At 70.7% G+C, this 18,756-nt stretch carries 23 protein-coding genes; 9 read left to right on the top strand and 14 right to left on the bottom strand.

Annotated elements, in window-relative coordinates:
* Positions 1-62: 62 nt before the first annotated feature.
* Together ACQPZQ_RS32315 and ACQPZQ_RS32320 are read right to left on the bottom strand one after the other, a co-directional pair.
* Positions 63-677: a TIGR03086 family metal-binding protein gene (locus ACQPZQ_RS32315; RefSeq protein WP_433287107.1), complete on the bottom strand. Its 615-nt coding sequence runs from the start codon at positions 675-677 to the stop codon at positions 63-65.
* A complete protein-coding gene (locus tag ACQPZQ_RS32320) occupies positions 674-1,645 on the bottom strand; it encodes a sigma-70 family RNA polymerase sigma factor (RefSeq protein ID WP_433287108.1) in 972 nt (323 codons plus the stop codon). The genes ACQPZQ_RS32315 and ACQPZQ_RS32320 overlap by 4 nt, the downstream gene beginning before the upstream one ends.
* 271 nt (positions 1,646-1,916) lie before the next feature.
* Between ACQPZQ_RS32320 and ACQPZQ_RS32325 the strand changes: the two genes are divergently transcribed.
* Entirely contained in the window at positions 1,917-2,450 is a 534-nt protein-coding gene (locus tag ACQPZQ_RS32325; protein WP_433287109.1) for a DUF6632 domain-containing protein, read from the top strand.
* On the top strand, positions 2,447-3,232 hold the full coding sequence (locus tag ACQPZQ_RS32330) for an SDR family oxidoreductase (protein ID WP_433287111.1): 786 nt from the start codon (positions 2,447-2,449) through the stop codon (positions 3,230-3,232). The genes ACQPZQ_RS32325 and ACQPZQ_RS32330 overlap by 4 nt, the downstream gene beginning before the upstream one ends.
* On the opposite strand, the gene ACQPZQ_RS32335 is transcribed toward ACQPZQ_RS32330, so the two are convergent.
* Both ACQPZQ_RS32335 and ACQPZQ_RS32340 read right to left on the bottom strand, forming a co-directional pair.
* Positions 3,184-3,693 carry a hypothetical protein gene (locus ACQPZQ_RS32335; RefSeq protein ID WP_433287113.1) on the bottom strand — a complete coding sequence of 170 codons (510 nt, stop codon included), beginning with the start codon at positions 3,691-3,693 and terminating at the stop codon, positions 3,184-3,186. The genes ACQPZQ_RS32330 and ACQPZQ_RS32335 overlap by 49 nt on opposite strands.
* A gap of 160 nt (positions 3,694-3,853) precedes the next feature.
* On the bottom strand, positions 3,854-4,579 hold the full coding sequence (locus ACQPZQ_RS32340) for a bleomycin resistance protein (protein ID WP_433287115.1): 726 nt from the start codon (positions 4,577-4,579) through the stop codon (positions 3,854-3,856).
* A gap of 47 nt (positions 4,580-4,626) precedes the next feature.
* On the opposite strand from ACQPZQ_RS32340, the gene ACQPZQ_RS32345 reads away from it, so the two are divergent.
* A complete protein-coding gene (locus ACQPZQ_RS32345) occupies positions 4,627-5,397 on the top strand; it encodes a TetR/AcrR family transcriptional regulator (RefSeq protein WP_433287116.1) in 771 nt (256 codons plus the stop codon).
* Between the two features lie 26 nt (positions 5,398-5,423).
* Here ACQPZQ_RS32345 and ACQPZQ_RS32350 read toward each other — a convergent pair whose 3' ends face one another.
* From ACQPZQ_RS32350 to ACQPZQ_RS32360, 3 genes are all read right to left on the bottom strand, one after another.
* On the bottom strand, positions 5,424-5,942 hold the full coding sequence (locus tag ACQPZQ_RS32350) for a hypothetical protein (RefSeq protein ID WP_433287118.1): 519 nt from the start codon (positions 5,940-5,942) through the stop codon (positions 5,424-5,426).
* Positions 5,943-5,953: 11 nt separating this feature from the next.
* On the bottom strand, positions 5,954-6,778 hold the full coding sequence (locus ACQPZQ_RS32355) for an aldo/keto reductase (protein ID WP_433299465.1): 825 nt from the start codon (positions 6,776-6,778) through the stop codon (positions 5,954-5,956).
* Between the two features lie 119 nt (positions 6,779-6,897).
* A complete protein-coding gene (locus ACQPZQ_RS32360) occupies positions 6,898-7,287 on the bottom strand; it encodes a hypothetical protein (protein ID WP_433287120.1) in 390 nt (129 codons plus the stop codon).
* A gap of 83 nt (positions 7,288-7,370) precedes the next feature.
* On the opposite strand from ACQPZQ_RS32360, the gene ACQPZQ_RS32365 reads away from it, so the two are divergent.
* On the top strand, positions 7,371-7,625 hold the full coding sequence (locus ACQPZQ_RS32365) for a type B 50S ribosomal protein L31 (protein WP_241042061.1): 255 nt from the start codon (positions 7,371-7,373) through the stop codon (positions 7,623-7,625).
* Between the two features lie 40 nt (positions 7,626-7,665).
* On the opposite strand, the gene ACQPZQ_RS32370 is transcribed toward ACQPZQ_RS32365, so the two are convergent.
* Positions 7,666-8,517 (bottom strand): metallophosphoesterase family protein, encoded by an 852-nt coding sequence (locus ACQPZQ_RS32370; protein WP_433287122.1) that lies wholly within the window; start codon positions 8,515-8,517, stop codon positions 7,666-7,668.
* A 116-nt stretch (positions 8,518-8,633) separates the two neighbouring features.
* Between ACQPZQ_RS32370 and ACQPZQ_RS32375 the strand changes: the two genes are divergently transcribed.
* Positions 8,634-9,956, top strand: a complete 1,323-nt coding sequence (locus tag ACQPZQ_RS32375) for a cytochrome P450 (protein WP_433287124.1) — start codon at positions 8,634-8,636, stop codon at positions 9,954-9,956.
* Between the two features lies 1 nt (position 9,957).
* On the opposite strand, the gene ACQPZQ_RS32380 is transcribed toward ACQPZQ_RS32375, so the two are convergent.
* From ACQPZQ_RS32380 to ACQPZQ_RS32395, 4 genes are all read right to left on the bottom strand, one after another.
* Positions 9,958-10,302 carry a MarR family winged helix-turn-helix transcriptional regulator gene (locus ACQPZQ_RS32380; protein WP_433287126.1) on the bottom strand — a complete coding sequence of 115 codons (345 nt, stop codon included), beginning with the start codon at positions 10,300-10,302 and terminating at the stop codon, positions 9,958-9,960.
* A gap of 100 nt (positions 10,303-10,402) precedes the next feature.
* Complete coding sequence (locus ACQPZQ_RS32385; RefSeq protein WP_433287128.1) at positions 10,403-11,458, bottom strand: phosphotransferase family protein; 1,056 nt, start codon at positions 11,456-11,458, stop codon at positions 10,403-10,405.
* Positions 11,459-11,518: 60 nt separating this feature from the next.
* Positions 11,519-11,926 carry a DUF3037 domain-containing protein gene (locus tag ACQPZQ_RS32390; RefSeq protein ID WP_433287130.1) on the bottom strand — a complete coding sequence of 136 codons (408 nt, stop codon included), beginning with the start codon at positions 11,924-11,926 and terminating at the stop codon, positions 11,519-11,521.
* The gene (locus ACQPZQ_RS32395) at positions 11,923-12,846 is read right to left on the bottom strand and encodes a HipA family kinase (protein WP_433287132.1); all 924 of its coding nucleotides are present in this window, start codon (positions 12,844-12,846) and stop codon (positions 11,923-11,925) included. Before ACQPZQ_RS32395 ends, ACQPZQ_RS32390 begins: the two co-directional genes overlap by 4 nt.
* A gap of 92 nt (positions 12,847-12,938) precedes the next feature.
* Here ACQPZQ_RS32395 and ACQPZQ_RS32400 point away from each other — a divergent pair, with 92 nt between their 5' ends.
* Positions 12,939-14,330, top strand: coding sequence for a nucleobase:cation symporter-2 family protein (locus ACQPZQ_RS32400; protein WP_433287134.1), 1,392 nt, complete (start codon positions 12,939-12,941; stop codon positions 14,328-14,330).
* 63 nt (positions 14,331-14,393) lie between these two features.
* On the opposite strand, the gene ACQPZQ_RS32405 is transcribed toward ACQPZQ_RS32400, so the two are convergent.
* A complete protein-coding gene (locus tag ACQPZQ_RS32405; RefSeq protein ID WP_433287136.1) occupies positions 14,394-14,915 on the bottom strand; it encodes a DoxX family protein in 522 nt (173 codons plus the stop codon).
* A gap of 84 nt (positions 14,916-14,999) precedes the next feature.
* On the bottom strand, positions 15,000-15,242 hold the full coding sequence (locus ACQPZQ_RS32410; RefSeq protein ID WP_433287137.1) for a hypothetical protein: 243 nt from the start codon (positions 15,240-15,242) through the stop codon (positions 15,000-15,002).
* An 85-nt stretch (positions 15,243-15,327) separates the two neighbouring features.
* On the opposite strand from ACQPZQ_RS32410, the gene ACQPZQ_RS32415 reads away from it, so the two are divergent.
* The 3 genes from ACQPZQ_RS32415 to ACQPZQ_RS32425 all read left to right on the top strand — a co-directional run bounded on the left by ACQPZQ_RS32415 (position 15,328) and on the right by ACQPZQ_RS32425 (position 18,752).
* Complete coding sequence (locus tag ACQPZQ_RS32415; RefSeq protein WP_433287139.1) at positions 15,328-16,107, top strand: ROK family protein; 780 nt, start codon at positions 15,328-15,330, stop codon at positions 16,105-16,107.
* A gap of 11 nt (positions 16,108-16,118) precedes the next feature.
* On the top strand, positions 16,119-17,792 hold the full coding sequence (gene pgi / locus ACQPZQ_RS32420) for a glucose-6-phosphate isomerase (protein WP_433287141.1): 1,674 nt from the start codon (positions 16,119-16,121) through the stop codon (positions 17,790-17,792).
* Positions 17,793-17,858: 66 nt separating this feature from the next.
* Complete coding sequence (locus ACQPZQ_RS32425) at positions 17,859-18,752, top strand: phosphatase PAP2 family protein (protein ID WP_433287143.1); 894 nt, start codon at positions 17,859-17,861, stop codon at positions 18,750-18,752.
* The last annotated feature ends 4 nt before the right edge of the window (positions 18,753-18,756 follow it).

Genomic DNA, 18,756 nt, shown 5'->3' on the forward strand with positions numbered 1-18,756 from the left:
ACGAAGCTGCGACGCTTGCGGGACGTCCACTCCCCGCTCCCCGCACTCGTCCTCACCGTTGCCTAGCGAGGGCCATCCTCTGGTCTCGGTCGCGACGCCGGAGCGGGTCCGTTGCCGCAGCTGGGCGGGGGCGCCCATGCCGGGCTGCGGCCCATGAACGCCACAAGCCGGTCGCCCGGCGGGGCCCCGGGCGGGACACGAACCGGGGCGCCGAACAGGCCTGAGCGCGCCCCGGACGGGACGAGGGCCGGCACCAACTCCAGGAGGTCCATCGCAATCACGGCGGGCACCGGCCGAGTGGAGCCACACGCCCGAGCGACGTCCCAGCCGTGCACCGCAACCTCGACCGCACCCACCGCCGTGGCGAGTTCGGCCGTCGACTTCGGGTGCCCGCTCGCGCCAGACGCACGCGATGCACGACGGGGTAACCGGGTGAGCAGGAGGCATACGGCCTCGGTGAACGCGGGGACCGGATCGTCCGGGTCTGCGGGGGCGCGGCTGGGCGTGCGAGCTCCGGCGAGGACGGTGACTGAGTCGGTCAGGTGCGCCACCAGGGCGCGGACGTCCCAGCCGGGGCAGGGTGTCGGGTCGTCCAGCCGGTCGGGCACGACCCTGCCCACCACGTCGAGGGCGTAGGCGAGCGAACCCTGGAGGTGGAACAGGAAAGGGGTGTTCACGACGCCTTGCGGTGCGTTGGCGGCAACCCGAACGCGGGGAACAGCTCCGGGTCGAGGAACGCGAAGATTCCTGCGACCCCGCCGACGCCGGGCGTCAGGACGTGCAGTGCGTGGGCTCGCAGGACACCGTCACCGTCGCGGTGGTAGGCCGCGAGTGCAGGCTGCCCGTTCGCGCCGGTCGGGACCATGGCTACGCCGCCCACCCCGGCGAAGCCACGCGACGCGAGAAATCGGGTCACCGGTTCACGCCCGGAGAACCACACACGCAGCGGCGGCATCTCCAGACGGACGTCCGCACGGAGCAGCCGTGTGAGCGCGTCGACGTCCGCCTGTTCGAAGGCCGCTGCATACCGGTCCAGTAGTTCGCGGCGCTCCTGGTCGGCGGGTTCAACTGTGCCGTCCTCGGTGAGCCCCACCTCGGTCAGGCGGGCGCGAGCGCGTTGCAGGGCGCTGTTGACCGCGGCGGGCGTCGTGTCCAGCAACTGTGCGACCTCGGTGGCCGGGAACTGCACGACGTCGCGCAGGATCAGCACGGCCCGCTGCCGTGCCGGCAGTTCCTGCAGCGCCGCGACCAGGGCCAGGCGCACGCTCTGCTTACCCGCGAACGCTGCCTCCGGTGAGCGCGGCGTCCACCAGGCGTCCGGGAACGGCTCTATCCAATCGAGCGAACTGTCACCGATGTCGAGGGCCACGTCCGGATCGGCCGAGCCGGCACCCAGCCCGGACGGCAGCGCGCGTCGAGCTCGATTCTCCAGCGCGCGCAGGCAGACGCTCGTCGCGATGCGATAGAGCCAGGTGCGCAGCGAGGCCCGCCCCTCGAACGTCTCAAAGGAGCGCCACCCTCGGAGGTAGGTCTCCTGGACGAGGTCCTCCGCGTCGTGCATCGAACCAAGCATGCGATAGCAGTGGGCCATGAGTTCGGAGCGGAACGGAGCCGCCTGCTCCATGAAGTCCTCCTGGACCGGCACGGTCCTCCCTCAGGTTCGGACGAAGGTGGGCGAAGCGCCCACCTCTGCGGCGATCACCACACCCGTACAGATACGTCGGACCGCCAGAATTCATCGGTCGGCCCGCTCCGACCCCCGTCCCAGGGGGGTGACCTCGCCGACCTGCACTCCGTCGACGCGTCCGGTTCGGCTCGAACCCGCCGTTCCTCACGGACCCGACGCCGGAGCCGGTGCCTCGCGCTGACGCCGTGGATCGGGCCGCCGATGAATCCGGTCGGGTCGCCGTATCTGTATGGCTGCGGACGTCGAGCCGCGCCGGCTGCGCGCCGGAACCGTCGAACTACCCGGAACCGGGAGGTGCACGTCTGTGACCGAAGAGAAAAGGACCGGGCTGCTCAAAGTGGTCCTGCGAGCGTGGGGTGTGGGATCGATCCTGATTTTCGGCGCCATTTTCACGGGATATGCGATCCAGACACCCGGTTTCAGGCCCGGGGCCGAGTTGCACTGGCTCGTATGGGACGACCTGCCAGGACACGTCGGCTTGATGCTGTCAGGGATCTATCTCGTGTGGGCCGTCTACACGTTGGTGGCCGCACGTCGACCGGCGGCGTATTCGTCGTTCCTCGACTTCACCATGTGGGTCAACATCGCCCACGGGCTGATCATGATTCCGGGGGCGTTCGAGCAGCATTACCACAGTAAGTTCCTGACGGACATCCCGTGGGTCCTGCTGCTGTCCGCCGCGATCTACTTCCTGCGGTCCCGGGTGAGCGGCACGGACGCGGCGTCGTACACCGGACCCGGACGTTCGCAGGTGGCCCGATGACGGACAACGCAGCCGACCCCGGCGAGCCTGGCACCGTGGAGGGCCTGGCCGGGACCACCGCACTCGTGACCGGCGCAAGCAGAGGGTTCGGTCGCGCAATCGCGACCGCGCTCTCCGGAGTGGGCGCACACGTCGTCGGCGTCGCCCGTGACCAGGCCCGGCTCCACGACCTGCGCGACGAATTGGGCGACACCTTCGCCCCGGTCGTCGCAGAGGCCACCGATCCCGATGTCGCAGCCCGGCTCATCGGCGAACACCGCCCGCTAACGCTGGTGCTCAACGCCGGTGCGACTCCCCTGCTGCGGCCACTGCACCACCAGACCTGGGAGACCTTCAGCCGCAACTGGGAGGTCGACGTCCAGCACGTGTTTCACTGGGTGCGCGAAGCCTTGCTCCACCCGCTTCTTCCCGGCAGCACCGTCATCGCGGTGTCCAGTGGAGCCGCGATCAACGGTTCGCCCCTGAGCGGTGGCTATGCGGGAGCCAAGGCCACCATCAGGTTCATGACGTCCTATGCCGCCGCCGAGTCGAAGCGGGAAGGGCTCGGGATCACGTTCGCCTCGGTTCTCCCGAAACTCACGCCGGCCACCCAGCTGGGCGCGAGTGGGGTGGCCGCGTACGCGGAGCGCCAGGGCATCGACCTGGACTCCTTCCTGACGTCCTTCGGTCCGGCACTCACCCCGGAGCAGGTGGGCACCGCCATCGTCGATCTGGCAGCCGGGCGGCACCTACATCAGGACGCGTACCTGCTCAGCCCCGCGGGACTCGCACCGCTGGGCTGAGCGTGCTCATTCGACGGCCGACCTGATCCGAGGACCGGCACGTCAGCAGGCCAGGAGCTTGGCTGGGTGCACCTGCCCGAACCCCGACCCGGCGTCGATCGCCGGGTCGGGGTTCGGGCGAGCTGCTTCGCGCCGGCCAGGAGCTTGGCGAGCATGTCCTGCAGGCTGCCCGGGTCCGGCAGTTTGCCCTCCGGTGTGACCTTGTCGACGACCTTCGGGAGGGCTTCGGCCATCCCGGTCTTGGCCTCGAACAACCTCGCCGACGGCTTGGTGGAGATGGTCATCGGCTCGGACGGAACGCTCATCGAACCGCTCGACGCCACCTGATCCACGGGCTTCCCGAGGGCGCGATGGATGACATGGAATGTCTGGCACTCGTCGAGCGCCAGGACCGCGCGAAGCCCGCTCCGGCACGCGCGGGGTTGCTCCGCATCGACGTCCACGATGACAACTCGCTGCATGCCGAGCTCATCCCGGACTTTCGCGAGTGGTTCGTCGCCAACACGCCGAAGAATCGACAAAGTGGCCCGTTGGACTCCGGAGGACGGCGGGTTGAACGTCGAAGGCGTCTCCTGGGACCCGGCCCTCACGCCCTCGTCTTCGTGCTTGTTCGGGTCAAGATCAAGAATCTGGGTCCAGGGAGTCCAGGTCGGCGGCCAGTTCGGCCGCGGTGGCGAGGTCGGTGGCGAGGGCCTCGCGGTCGGCCGCCGACAGCTCCAGCGCGCCGACCTCGGCGAGCAGGGTGGCGGCCGCTTCGCGTTCGCCGGTCCGGAATCGGAGCTCAGCCAGATAGACCAGCGCGGGAAGGCGCTGGACAGGCGGTGCGTCGGCGTGGCGGGCGAGGCCGTTCTCCAGTACGCGGATTCCGGCCGACTCGTCGCCGCGGGAGTCGGCCTGTCGCGCGGCGGCAGCCACCACCCGTGCCAGCCGGCCCTGTGACGCGGCGGGCTCGTCGCCGTCGTCCGCGTGCCTGCTGATCCGAAGCCAGTTTCCCCCGGGATCGACCACAGTTAACCCGGCCGGGGTGCCCTGCCTGTGCCGCGGCCTGGTCATCCGCGGGATCCCGGATACCGGCAACTTCCCGAACGCGGCCCGTAGGCCGGCGGCGAACGCCGAGTGCAGCGCCCCGGTATCCGGGACGAGAATGCACACACTTCCCATCGAGTTGACGGGATCGAACTCGGGGATGGAGAAGAAATGCAGCTCGATCCCACCGCGGCGGACCACCGCATACGGGTTGGGACGCTCCTGTCGGTAGGTCACGTCGAATCCGAGTGCGGCGTAGAAGGGCAGGACGTCGTCGAGGTCGCGGCAGGGCAGGCCGGGGATGACGAGCTCGGTGCGCATCGAAACACCGTACAGTGTTTAGAGTATCTGTGGCAGGAGGTCGCGGGATGGAGTACGCGGGACGCGGCGACGCGGCGCGCACGATGGCGCTGCTGTGGGAGGGGGTGCCCGTCCCCCGGCGCGGACCACGGCAGCGCCTCGACCTGCCACGGATCGTCGACGCCGCGATCACGGAGGCCGACCGCGCCGGCCCGGCCGCCCTGTCGATGCGGGCGCTCGCGGAGGTGCTCGGAATCGGCGCCGCGTCGCTCTACACCTACGTGCCGGGCAAGGCCGAGCTGCTGGAGCTGATGGTCGATCGCGTGGCCGGCCGTCAACCGCTCCCCACCGCGGACGCCGGGTGGCGGGCCGGGCTGCATGACCTCGCCACATCCGACCTCAATGCCTTCCGTGCACATCCCTGGTTACTGCAGGTGGCGACGTCGAGGACGGTGTTCGGCCCGAACGTCATCACCCGCTACGACGCCGCGCTGGCGCTCCTCGAGGGGCACGGCCTGGCGGCCATCGACGTCGTGCAGTGCGTCGCGGCGGTCGAGTCGTACGCGCGGGGCGCCGCGGCGGCGGTCGTCGAGGCCGAGCAGGCGCCCGTCCGGACCGGGAGCAGCGACGACGAGTGGTGGGAGCGTCGCGCCCCACTCCTGGACGAGCGCATGAACGGGCGCTTCCCTCGGCTCAGCGCGCTGGATGAGGCCGGAGCGTTCGCCGTGTCGAACTCGACGCTGCCCTACACGCTGCAACGGGCGCTGGACCGTTTCGCCTTCGGTCTCGACCTCGTCCTCGACTCCATCGCCGGTCGGATCGCGGCGACGCAGGGATGAGAGCGCCCGCTTCGGCGACGCACAGGTCAGCCGACTGCGCAGTCCACCGGTCGGGCTCGGTCGCCGCCGCTCTGCTGCGCGAGGTAGAACTGCAACCGTCCGTCGCTCTCGGCCGCCACACGGCAGGCGACGGGCCAGCCGCGCACGGCGTACACGGGAGTGCCGGGGGCAAGGAAGCCGGTGTCGCCGTCCTGCGCCGGCGGCGTCATCCGGCCCGTGCGGTCGTTCAGCTCGCGGAAGGAGCAGCGCGACCTCATGACCACCTCACCGAGGTCGGCGCGCTCGACCACGTCGCGATTGGCCAGGTACGTCGTGGTGCCGATGACGATGAAGTCCACGTAGTCGACCATCGCCATCTCGGTGCCCGTCCTCGGCACCGCTGGGCAGCCGTCGGCGACCACGGGAGCAGCTGACGACGACGGCGGTGCAGGCTCGGGACGCGCGACGGGCGGACCGGCCGAGCACGCCGCGGCGGCGAGCAACGCGAACACCGTGGGCGCGAAGACACGCCGTAGTGAAGTGCGGCGCCGCTCAGGGGCTCGCACCGATCGGGTGTTCACGGCACCGGCGCCGGTGTGCGGGCCTCGAGCTCGGCGAGCTCCTCGGCGCTGAGGGTGAGGTCGGCGGCGGCGACGTTCTCCTCGAGATGCGCGAGCCGGACGGTGCCGGGAATGGGCACCACCGGAATCCCCCAGATCTCCGCTCGTTGCTGCACCCAGGCAAGAGCGATCTGACCGGGCCTCGCCCCGTGGCGGTGCGCCACCTGCCGGAGCAGATCGAGCAGGGGTACGGCGTCGGCGGGCGGCGGCCCGGCGTCGGCGGATCCGGTGAGCAGGCCCGCCCCCTGCGGGCAGTAGGGCACGACACCGACGCCTAGCTCGACGCACACCGCCACCACCGCTTCGACGCGCCGGCTCCACAGCGACCACTCGGACTGGAGCGCGGCGATCGGATGGACCGCGTGGGCGGCGCGCAGTTCGTCGCCCGTGACCTCGCAGAGCCCGAGGTGGCGGACCTTGCCCGCTGCGACCAGCTCCGCCATCGCCCCGACGGTGTCCTCGATCGGGACGGCGGGGTCACGGTGGTGCAGGTAGTAGAGGTCGATGACGTCGATGCCGAGCCGGCGCAGGCTTGCCTCGCACGCCGCACGCACGTGGGCCGGGTCGCCACGGAAGTACATCTCGCCGTCAGGGTGGCGGAGGGCGCCGAACTTGGTGCCCAGGACGACTTCCTCCCGCCTGGACCGCACGACCCGTCCGACGAGCTCCTCGTTGCGCCCGTCGCTGTAGAGGTCGGCGGTGTCGAGGAACGTCACGCCGAGCTCCAGCGCCCGGTTGAGGACGGCCGGGGCATCGCGCTCGCGGGAGGGCACCATCCGCATGCAGCCGAGCCCCTGAACCGGGACCGTCAGTCCCGGCGCCAGCACCGTTGTTCGCACTGCGCCATCGTGCCCGTTATCCCCGACAAAAAGGACACGGAATCGCCGTGGCTCGGCACGCCTCAGTTGAGCGGCGCGGCGATCGCTCTCCGGTGCAGGTCGAGCAGCCGGGCCGGGAGCACCGCGGGATCCAGGTGGCCGGTCCGCAACCAGGTGACCAGCGCGTCGACGTCGGCGCCCGTCCGAAGCGGACCGATGCGGACGGCGGGGCCGGTCGGCCGTCGACCCGGGTCGCAGGCCTGCACGAGCACCATCGGCGCCCTCGCTCGCACCCCACAGGCGGCCCCACCGAACAGGCATCCGGTGGTGACGAGTACGCCGTACCGGCTCGTCCGCACCGCGCCGCGCAGCGCGTCGATCAGCTTGCCCGCGACTGTGCCCTCGTCGCCTGCCCCACACGCCGGCGTCGTGCACAGCACCACGGTGAACCCCGACCCGGACGCACTCCGCATCCCCGCACCCCCTCGGAAACAAAATGACAATCGTTGTCGTTATGGTGACTGTACCAATCAGGAGACGACCGAGGGAGATCACGATGCGCCCCCACATCCACCCCGCCTACGGACCCGTCGTCTACCAGGACAGGGCCACGGGTGAGGCCTTCCTCACCCGCTCCACCGAGACGTCCAGGGAGACGATCGAGTGGACGGACGGCAACACGTACCCGCTGGTCCGCATGGACATCACGGCCTACTCGCACCCGTTCTGGACCGGCGCGGCGCGCGTGCTCGACTCGGCCGGTGCGGTCGAGAAGTTCCGCCGCCGCTACGGCGAGCGCGGACGGCGATGACGTCTACGGGGTTCGCGCCCGACAGCCGGGCGCGGACCCGTCAGGGCGTCGGCAGGACCTGACGCGGGAGCAGGTCGGCGACCATTGTGCCGTTGCGCTCGTCACGGGCCTTCCACTCCCGCGGATAGCCGAGCGACGCCTCCACGAAGCGCACCCCGTCCTCCCAGGTGACCCTCGGGATGTGCAGGTGCCCGTAGACGACGGTGGTCGCGCGGTATCGGACGTGCCAGTCGGCCGTGCGTTCCGAGCCGCACCAGAGCGCGAACTCCGGGTAGCGCAGCACGCGGGTCGGGAGCCGGGTGAGCGGCCAGTGGTTGACCAGCACGGTCGGGATGTCCGGGTCGCACTCCGCGAGACGGCGCTCCGACTCGTCGATCCGAGCGGCGGACCACGCGGCCCGGCTCGGGAACGGGTCGGCGTGGAGCAGATGCTCGTCGGTGCAGACCACACCCGCCGCGTACGCGGCCTCCAGCCCCTCCTCCGAGGTCGTGGTGCCCTCGGGGAGGAACGAGTAGTCGTAGAGCGTGAACAGCGGAGCGATGGTGGCCGGACCGCCCGCCCCGTCCCAGATCGGGAACGGGTCCTCGGGGGTCAGCACGTCGAGGGCGCGGCACCTCTCGACGAGCAACCGATAGCGCTCGTCGCCGCGCAGTCGCACCGGGTCCTTCCCCTTGGTCCACAGCTCGTGGTTGCCCGGCACCCAGATCACCCTGGCGAACCGCTCCCGGAGCAGACCCAATGCCCACTCGACGTCTCCGACCTGCTCGGCGACGTCACCCGCGACGATGAGCCAGTCTCCGTCGGAGGTCGGCTGCAGGCCCTCGACGATGCCGCGGTTCTCCGGGTAATGGATGTGCAGGTCGCTGACGGCGAGCAGCCGGGGGATCGTCACAGACTCAGTCGTACCGGACGCGAGGCACGTCCGCGCGCCGCCCCTCGCTGATCCCAGGGGGACAGCCCCGTCGGCCCGGAGCGGTAACGTCGGACGAAAGCGACGGGGGGTCGAAAATGTCTGTGATCACGGGCGCACGTCAGACGGTTCGCTGGGGGCTTCGGCACGCGCTGATCCGGCGCACACTCGAGCGGAGGATGCGCGAGGGCGACGTGAGCGCCCGGCTCATGTTCGACGCCGATGTGGTCGCCGACCCGTTCCCGTTCTACGACGTCCTGCGCGAGCAGGGCCGGCTGGTCGACAACAGCATCGTCCTCAACACCGCGCACCACGACCTCGCCACGGCCGTGCTGCGCAGCCCCGACTTCGGAGTGGTCGGCGGACCGAGCGGCCGCGCCCCCGTCGCGTTGCGGATCGCCGAGCGCCTGGCGGGTCCCGGACCGGTCGGACCGGTGGAACCGCCGTCGATGCTCGCGGTCGACCCACCCGACCACACGCGCTACCGCAAGCTCGTCACCAGGGCGTTCAGCGCCCGCGCGGTGGCCGCCCTGCGCAGCCGCACGGAGGAGGTGGCCGTCGAGCTGCTCGACCAGATGGCGGCGAAGGGACGCACAGCCGACCTCGTCGACGACTACGCGAGCCTGCTCCCGGCCACCGTGATCGCCGAGATGCTCGGCGCGCCCGTCGAGATGCGCCGGCAGTTCCTGGAGTGGGGCGCGGGTGGCGCGATGTCGCTCGACGCGGGGCTCTCCTACCGCGACTTCCGGCTCTCCGAGCGCCACCTCGACGCCCTGCAGAACTGGATGCTGAGCCACTTCGAGCACATCCGCCGCAACCCCGGCGACAACATCTTCTCCGCGCTCGTGCACGCCCACAGCGAGGAGGGGAGGCTCACCGAGACGGAGCTCACCAGCATCGCGGGGCTGCTGCTCGCCGCGGGGTTCGAGACCACGGTCAACCTCATCGGCAACGGCGCGGCGGCCCTCACCGCCCACCCCGACCAGCTCGCCCTGCTCCGGGCCGAGCCCGAGCGCTGGAGCAACGCCGTCGAGGAGATCCTGCGCTACGACTCCCCCGTGCAGCGCACCGCCCGGATCTCCGGGCGGGACGTCGAGGTCGCCGGCGAGCAGGTGCAGGCCGGTCGGATCATCGTGATGATGGTCGGTGGCGCCAACCGCGACCCGGCAGTCTTCACCGATCCCCACCGCTTCGACGTCACGCGGGAGAACGCGGACGCCCACCTCGCCTTCTCCAGCGGCATCCACTATTGCCTCGGCGCCGCGCTCGCGAAGATGGAGGGCGAGGTGGGACTGCGCGCGCTGTTCGACCGCTTCCCCGACCTCGCACTCGACGGTCCGCCGCGTCGGCGCCCCACCCGCGTGCTGCGCGGTTTCGACGCGATGCCCGTGCGGCTCACCGCCGCCACCGTCGACGCCTGAGCTATCCGCCGCCGAACCATCCCGGCGTGTCGAGCCGGAACGGAGTGGTTCCGGTCATCGTGCGCAGGTCGGCCTCGAGTGCGGCCAGCCGCTCCGAGCCGAGCGCCTGCGCCCACTCGGCGCGCAGTTCGTCGAAGATCCGGGCGGAGCGCGCGAGGCTGTCGGCCCCGCGGTCGGTGAGCTGCAGCAACTTCCGGCGCGCGTCGTCCGGGTCGGTGGCGCGCCGCAGGTAGCCGAGCCGTTCCAGCGCGTCGACGTGCTTGGCGGCGGCCTGCTTCGTCACACCCAGGCGACGACCGAGCCCGCGCGTCGGTACCCGGCGGCGGGGAGCCGGTGCTGCCGGCATGGATCGCCTGAGCGACGCCGGTATTGCGCACACCGGATGGCCTCGGCACACACGTCATGCGGTGGGCACGGTGGCCACGAGGTGTGTGCGGTGATGATCGTCAGCCGCCGAGGGCAACCAGTGCCGCCTCGGCCTGGCACTGGATGGCCGCGAGCCGGGCCACCCCGACCTCGGCCTCGTCGGTGGCGCCCATGACGCCCCCGGCGTAGCGGCTGTACACGCCCGCCCCGATGCAGGCCCATCGCCAGCGCGCGAAGGCCACGTAGAAGTCCAGATGGGAGAGGTCGCGGCCGGAGCGCTCGGCGTAGCGGTCCACCAGCTCCGCACGGTCGGCGTAGCCCTCAACGAGGCTCGGCCCGGCGATCGTGGGCGGCACCTCGTCGCCGGAGCGACCCCAGGACGCGATCAGCCAGCCGAGGTCGGCCAGCGGATCACCGAGCGTCGCGAGCTCCCAGTCGAACACCGCACGCACCCGCCCGTCCGGACCCACCGCGAGGTTGCCCAGCCGGAAGTCACCGTGGGCGATCCGCACGTCGGCCACGGGGAGCGCCGCGGCCTGATCGACGAGCCGGGCGTGCACGGCGTCCACGGTGGACAGATCCGGTACCGACGACTCGTGCACCTGCCGGTGCCACCGGCGTAGCTGCCGCTCCAGATAGCTGCCGGAGCGGCGCAGATCACCCAGGCCGACGTCGTCCGGGTCCACGGCGTGCAGCGCAGCCATGACGTCGACGGCGTCGAGGCCCGCCGTGCGTCGGGGCGCCCCGGGTTCGAGCCGGTGCCCGGAGGCCTCGTCGCCGAGCACGTCGCCGTCGACGAACTCCATCAGATAGAACTCGGCGCCGATGACGTCGGTGTCGGTGCAGAAGGCGACCGGTGGCGCCACCGGCACCGGGGTCGGCGCCACCGCCGTGATGAAGCGCCACTCGCGATTCATGTCGTGAGCGGTCGCGAGCACCATGCCGGTGGGCGGGCGGCGCAGGGCCCAGCGGCGACCGGTGGCGTCGGTGATGCGGTAGGTGAGGTTGGAGTGCCCCCCGGAGATCCGCTCGATGTCGACGGGCTCGTCCCCCACCTTCATCTGGGGCACCTCGGCGCGGAGCCACTCGGTCAGCGGACCGGCGGGCACCGCATCGATCTCCGGTGATCGGCTCATGCCGCCATCCAATCCCCTCACCCCCCACCCCTCGCAAGCCCACCCCGCCGGGCGGCGGGATCAGGTGGGGAGAGGGAGGACCAGGGTTCGCAGGAGGCGGTCCAGCTCGGCTTCCGGGTCGGCGGTGATTCCGGTGTGCACGGGGCCCGCCTGCACGATCGTGCTGCGCGGAGCGGTCAGGCGGCGGAACCGGCGGCCGCGGTCCTCCTCCCCCACGGGTCCGGCGTAGCGGGCGGCTTCCGCGCCTCCGTCGTCGCACACCGCCACGACGGCGTCGAGGGCACGGGCGATCACCGCGCTGTCGGCCTCGGGGTCGAGTGCGCAGAGGCGCCTGCTGTCGAGGTGCACCCGCGCTCCGAGGTAGTCCAGAGGGCGGCAGTACAGCAGTACGCCGGCATTGATCGCCTCGCCGCGCTCGATCCTCGGGACCACCCGCAGCAGGGCGTACTCGAAGGCGTGCCGGCTCATGCCCGAGGCTCTTTCTGCGCGACGCGGAACGGGGGTTTCGGTCCCCGTGTCGGCGGCGGTTCGGTGCGCCCGTCCGCACGAGCGGCGGCCGCCGCCTTCACCCCCGGAAGCCATGCCTCGCGTGCGTCACGGCGGGCGAGCACCTGCGCGACGATCGCCGCGCGGACGTCGTCGGGGCCGGCGAAACCCGGCTCGTCGGCGAGCCATCGGTCGGGCACGGCGTCGACCGCGCCTTGCAGCAACTCGGGCGTGATCAGAGGGGCGAGCGCGGCGTCGGCCGCGTCGAGGTCGGGGGTGCAGCCGAGCAGCACGTGGTCGGTGGCGTCGAACGGCCTGCGCACCCAGCCCTGCGCACTGGACCAGGCGTGCTGGAACGTGAGCGTGGCGCCGTGGTCGATCAGGTACGGCGCACCGTGCCAGAACAGCATGTTGGCGTTGCGCCACGAGCGGTCGACGTTGCCGACGAGCGCGTCGAACCACAGCACCCGGCCCGCGAGCTCGGGACCTACGGGGAACGCTCTGGGGTCGAGGTCGAGCGCGCCGGGCAGGAAGTCGATGCCGAGGTTGAGCCCCGGGCTCGCCCGCAGCAGCTCCTGCACCTCCTGATCGGGCTCGGAGGCTCCCAGTGCCGGGTCGAGCTCCACGGTGACGAGCTCCGGAACGGGCAGGCCCAGCCCGCGTGCCAGCTCCCCGGACACGATCTCCGCCACGAGAACCTTGCTGCCCTGTCCGGCGCCGTAGAACTTGACGACGTACGTGCCGAGGTCGTCGGCCTCCATGAGACCCGGCAGCGACCCGCCCTCACGCAGCGGCGTGACATAGCGGATCGCCGTGACATGGCGCAGCATCCACACCCCCTGCTCGACGGGACAGTGACCGGGCGTCGCGCCCGCTCCGGGCCGGTCGCGCAACAGGCCCATCCTCGCACCGAGGCATGCACGCATTTCCGGCCCCGTCACACGGACTCGACAACCTCGCTTACGGTCATCGCACCACGATGAGAGGCGGGCTCATGACCGACGTGCAACCCATCGCCGCGACGAGCCCGGTCGACGAGGTGCCGCCCACAGGGCGCCTTCTGGTGCTGGGTGTGCAGCACGTCCTCGTGATGTACGCGGGGTGCGTCGCCGTGCCGCTGATCGTCGGCACAGCGCTGCAGCTGGACACCCGAACGATCGGGCTACTGGTGAACGCCGATCTCGTGGTCGCGGGGATCATCACGCTGATCCAGACCCTCGGGATCGGGAAGATTCTCGGTGTGCGGCTGCCGGTGGTGACCGGCGCCACGTTCACCGCGGTCACCCCGATGATCCTGATCGGACAGAACTTCGGTCTGCCCGGGGTCTACGGATCGATGATCGTCTCGGGGATCTTCGGGCTGCTGATCGCCGTGCCGTTCTCGAGGATCATCCGGTTCTTCCCGCCCGTCGTGACCGGCAGCGTCATCACGATCATCGGACTCTCGCTGATCTCGGCGGCGGCGGGGCTGATCGCCGGGAACGACCCGACCGCCCCCGATTACGGCAACCTCTCCGGGCTGGCGCTCGCCGGAGGGATCGTGCTGGTCATCATCCTCATCACGCGGTTCGTGCGGGGGTTCATCAGCCAGATCGCCGTGCTCACCGGGCTCGTCATCGGGGCGCTGGTGGCGATCCCGATGGGCCTCACGGACTTCTCCGGCGTCGCCGAAACACCCTGGTTCGGGGTCTCCCCGCCGTTCCTCTTCGGGGCACCGGAGTTCCCGATCGCCGGCGTGATCTCCATGTGCGTGGTGATGCTGGTGATCTTCGCCGAGTCGACCGCCGACATGCTCGCGATCAGCGAGACCACGGGTGAGCGGCTGTCACCCGGGCGGATCGCGCGCGGGCTGGCCGCCGACGGGTTCTCCGGCGTGCTCGGGGGCGTGCTCAACTCGTTCCCGGACACGATCTTCGCGCAGAACGTCGGCCTGGTGCAGCTCACCGGCGTGCGGAGCCGGTTCGTCCCGGCCGTGGCAGGCGCGATCCTGCTGCTGCTGGGCCTCGTGCCCAAGTTCGGCGAGGTGGTGGCGTCGCTGCCCGGCCCCGTGGTCGGGGGCGCCGGGCTGATCATGTTCGCGACCGTCACCGCCGTCGGCATCCGCACGCTGCACAAGGTGCGGTTCGAGGGCACGAGCAACCTCATGATCGTGGCCGTCTCGATCGGCGTCGGGATGCTCCCCGTGGTGGCGCCGTCGTTCTACGCGAAGGTGCCGGGCGCCTTCGAGATCATCGTCGGCTCCTCGATCACCTCGTGCGTGATCGTGGCCTTCCTTCTGAACCTGCTGTTCAACCACCTGCCGTGGCGACGGCCTGCCGCCGACCCGGTGGACGTCGGGTCGGCGGCCGCCATCCGGCATGCGGCGGAACCGCGCGCTGACGCGTGATACCAGGAGTCCGCGCGCTTCGCCCGCCTCTCGGCGAGGAGCGCGCGGCCGGGGACCGCGGCGTCAGGCTTCCGACCTGCCCCTGACCGGAGTGCTGCGCCAGATCGAGGACTCCGTGTGCGCCGCAGCGCGCCGGGTGGGTGGCTGCATGTCACGCCGGTGCTGCTGCTGCCGCATGCGCACCATGTGGTCGACGCTGTAGCGGCCAGGCCCCGTGGCGGCGATGGCGATCAGCCCGGCTGCGATGACACCGACGAGTTCCCACCCACCGTTGGCGACGAAGATGCCGTTGGGGATGTGGACGAAGACACCGGCCCCGACCATGATCACGAGCATCAACGCGCACACCACCGGCGTGAGCGCTCCAGCGATGAGCATGACGCTGCCTGCGAACTCCACCACCGTCACGAACGACGCGGAGATGATCGCGAGCGGGATGCTCAGGCTTTCGAATCCCTCGGTCGTGCGGCCGATTCCGTTGATGATCAACTTCTGATACCCGTGGGCGAACATGACGACGCCGATGAGGACGCGCGCCAGCAGGAGTGCCCAGTCGCGCGCGGGCGGGGAGAGGGCTCGGTTCATCGGGGTCCTCCGAAGCACTGGGTGATCAACCTGACTCGGTGCGTAACGACAGTCAACCCCACGTGTGCAGATGATCACGCAAGGTCACGCAATGGGCTCGGCGGCCGTACCGCCATCGGCGATGAGCAGTAGCCACACCGGTTCGATCGCGCATTTGTTCGACAGTCGACCGGTTGCCGCGTCCGATCCGCCGTTCGCCTGGGTTCTTGCCGCCGATCGGCGGCCGCCGCAGTGACGGCGAGTCTCGACGGCCACGTTCGCCGCAGCAGGAGTACCTGCCGCCGCGTGATCGGCTACAGAGAGTTTGGCCGCCGCGCCTGTACTCATCGGCCTCCGTGAAGTCCACGCGCTGACAGCTGTCGATGGGCCCTACTACCGTGCGAACGAGGAACGGCACGAGGAGGACTGAGCCATGGAGGGACCGCTCACCCTGGCGATCGACGTCGGAGGCTCGGGGCTCAAGGCCTCGTTGCTGTCCCCGAAGGGCGAGATGCTCTCCGATCGTCAGCGCCGTGAGACGCCGTATCCGTGCACGCCACCGGTCCTGCTCGACGAGCTGGCCGAGCTGGCCGCCACCCAGCCCACCTACGACCGCGTGTCCGTCGGCTTTCCCGGCGCGATCCGCCGGGGCAGGGTTCGCGAGGTGCCCGCGTTCTCCCGGCGCGGGCCCGGCCAGGACCCGGATCCGGAGCTGGTGGAGCAGTGGACGGGCTTCGAGCTCGAGACCGCCCTCGAGAAGCGCTTCGGCAAGCCGACACGGGTCGCCAACGATGCCGACGTGCAGGGCAGCGCCGCCATCAGTGGTCAGGGCATGGAGCTCGTGATCACCCTCGGCACCGGCGTCGGCTGCGCGGTCTTCTTCGACGGCATGCTGCTGCCGCACATGGAGTTGTCGCACGGGCGCTTCGGTGACGGCCTGTCCATCGAGGTGGCCTGCGGCGACAACCAGCGGCACAAGGTCGGCAAGGAGCACTGGCGCAAGCGCGTGATGAACGCCCTCGACGCGCTCGAGGCGATGGTTCTGCCCGACCACACCTATATCGGCGGCGGCAACGCCAAGCGGCTCGACGAGGACAAGATCGGGCCGAACCGCACACTGGTGCCGAACATCTCTGGCCTGCTCGGCGGCATCGCGTTGTGGGAGCACACCCTCGGTGCCCAGGAGAGTGTCCCCACACCCGCCAAGACCTGATTGGCGGCAGGATGACAGACGTGCCTGCAACCGACATCACGACAACCGCCGAGTGGTCCGCGCTGGCCGAGCACCACAAGGCCGTGGCCGGCCTGCACCTGCGTGAGCTGTTCGACACCGACTCCGATCGCGCGAACGCGATGACGACGACCGGTGCCGACCTCGTCCTCGACTACTCCAAGAACCGCATCACCCGCGACACCCTGCCGCTGCTGGCCGCCCTCGCCCGCGCGGCCGGGCTGCCCGAGCGCACCGAGGCGATGTTCTCGGGTGAGCACATCAACACCAGCGAGAACCGGGCGGTGCTGCACACGGCGCTGCGCCTGCCGCGGGACGCCTCCCTGGTGGTGGACGGCCAGGACGTCGTGGCCGACGTGCACACGGTGCTGGACCGGATGGGCGCCTTCTCCGACGCGATCCGCACCGGGAAGTGGACGGGCCACACCGGCGAGCGGATCCGCGCCGTCGTCAACATCGGCATCGGCGGCTCCGACCTGGGTCCGGTGATGGCCTACGAGGCACTCAAGGCCTACGCCGACCGCGACCTGACGATGCGCTTCGTCTCCAACATCGACCCGAACGACATCTCCGAGGCCACGCGCGACCTCGACCCCGCCACCACGCTGTTCGTCATCTCTTCCAAGACCTTCACCACGCTCGAGACGCTGACCAACGCGCACGTCGCGCGGAAGTGGCTGCTGGACGGGCTGGGCGGCGACGAGTCGGCCGTGGCCAAGCACTTCGTGGCGGTCTCGACGAACGCGAAGGAGGTGAGCGCCTTCGGCATCGACGAAGAGAACATGTTCGGCTTCTGGGACTGGGTCGGCGGGCGCTACTCCCTCGACTCCGCGATCGGGCTTTCGCTCATGGTCGCCATCGGCAAGGAGCAGTTCGACGAGTTCCTCGCCGGCATGCACGCGATCGACGAGCATTTCCGCACGTCCCCGCTCGAGCAGAACCTGCCGGCCATCGCCGGGCTGCTCAACGTCTGGTACACGAACTTCTTCGGCGCCCAGACCCACGCCGTCCTGCCCTACAGCCAGTACCTGCACCGGCTGCCCGCCTACCTCCAGCAGCTCACGATGGAGAGCAACGGCAAGTCGGTGCGTGGCGACGGCTCGGCCGTCACCACCGTCACCGGCGAGATCTTCTGGGGCGAGCCGGGCACCAACGGGCAGCACGCCTTCTACCAGCTGCTGCACCAGGGCAGGCGGCTCGTGCCCGCCGACTTCATCGGGTTCGCCGAGCCGATCCACGTGGTGCCGGTGCCCGACGGCGGCACGAACGGCGACATGCACGACCTCTTCATGTCGAACCTGTTCGCCCAGACCTCGGCGCTGGCGTTCGGCAAGACCGCACAGGAGATCGCGGCCGAGGGCACCCCGGCGGAGATCGTGCCCCACAAGGTGATGCCAGGAAACCGGCCGTCCTCCACGATCATGGCGCGAAAGCTCACCCCGTCGGTGCTCGGGCAGCTCATCGCGTTCTACGAGCACATGACGTTCGTCGAGGGCACCATCTGGGGCATCGACTCGTTCGACCAGTGGGGTGTGGAGCTGGGCAAGGTGCTGGCCCGGCAGCTCGGCCCGGTGCTCACCGAGCCGCAGGCCGACACCAGCGGGCTCGACAGCTCCACCGCGGCGGGGATCCGCCGCTACCGGGAGTGGCGCCACCGCTCCGGGTGAGCCCCTCGGCCCACAGTCCGGCCTGGTCATCGGGCCGGGCGGAGACGACCCGGGCACTATGGAGCGATGACTGACGTGCAGGAGGAGGACGGCGGCCCGGTCGACGGTGCCGCGGCCGACACGGTCGCGGACGCCACCGATGCGCACCGGGCCACCGCTCCGGCCCCCGCTGATCCGGCCGGCGGCGCGAGCGTGGTCCCGCCCGGCCGGCAGCTGCGGATCGACGACGTAGCCGGGCACGCGTCCGCCGGCTCCGGACTCGACGACGCAGCACCCGCCGGTCTTCGCGAGCGGGTGCTCGTCCCCGCACCGCAGCCGGGAACCGGCGCACTCGTCACGGCATTGCTGGCGTTCGCCGCCGCAGCGGGCCTGTACGCCGCGTTCACCGGTGGCGGACCAGCGCTGGCGGATTCGGCGCTGCTGAGCGAGTCGATCGAGGTCCGCTCCGGTGGTCTCACCCAGTTGGCTGTGTTCGTCACGAACATCGGGAACACCACGTCGATGGCCGTCCTGGCCGTCGTCGTCGCGGGCTGGTGCTGGTACCGGGGGCGCCGCGCGGACGCGGTGCTCGCCATCGTCGCCATGGCCGGATCCGCAGCCCTGTTCAACGTGTTGAAGGACCTGTTCGGCCGCCCGCGGCCGCCGATTGCGGACCGGCTGGTCGACGCGGGGAACGAGTCGCTGCCCTCGGGGCACGCGACGATGTCGATCGTGGTGATCGGCACCATCGTCGTTCTCGCGTGGGCAGGCTCCTCCGTCCTGACCCGTGTGGTGCTGGTGGTGGCCGCCGTCGCGTGGGTGGGCGCGGTGGGCGCCACCCGGGTCTATCTGGGCGTGCACTGGTTCAGCGACGTGGTGGCGGGCTGGCTCGTCGGCGCGGCCTGGCTCGCGCTGTGCGTGGCGGTGTGGAACTACGTGCAGAGCCGGTCGGCGCATACGGACGGCACTCCGGTCCGATAAATCC

Source organism: Pseudonocardia sp. CA-142604, assembly GCF_050948475.1.
GTDB lineage: Bacteria > Actinomycetota > Actinomycetes > Mycobacteriales > Pseudonocardiaceae > Pseudonocardia > Pseudonocardia alaniniphila.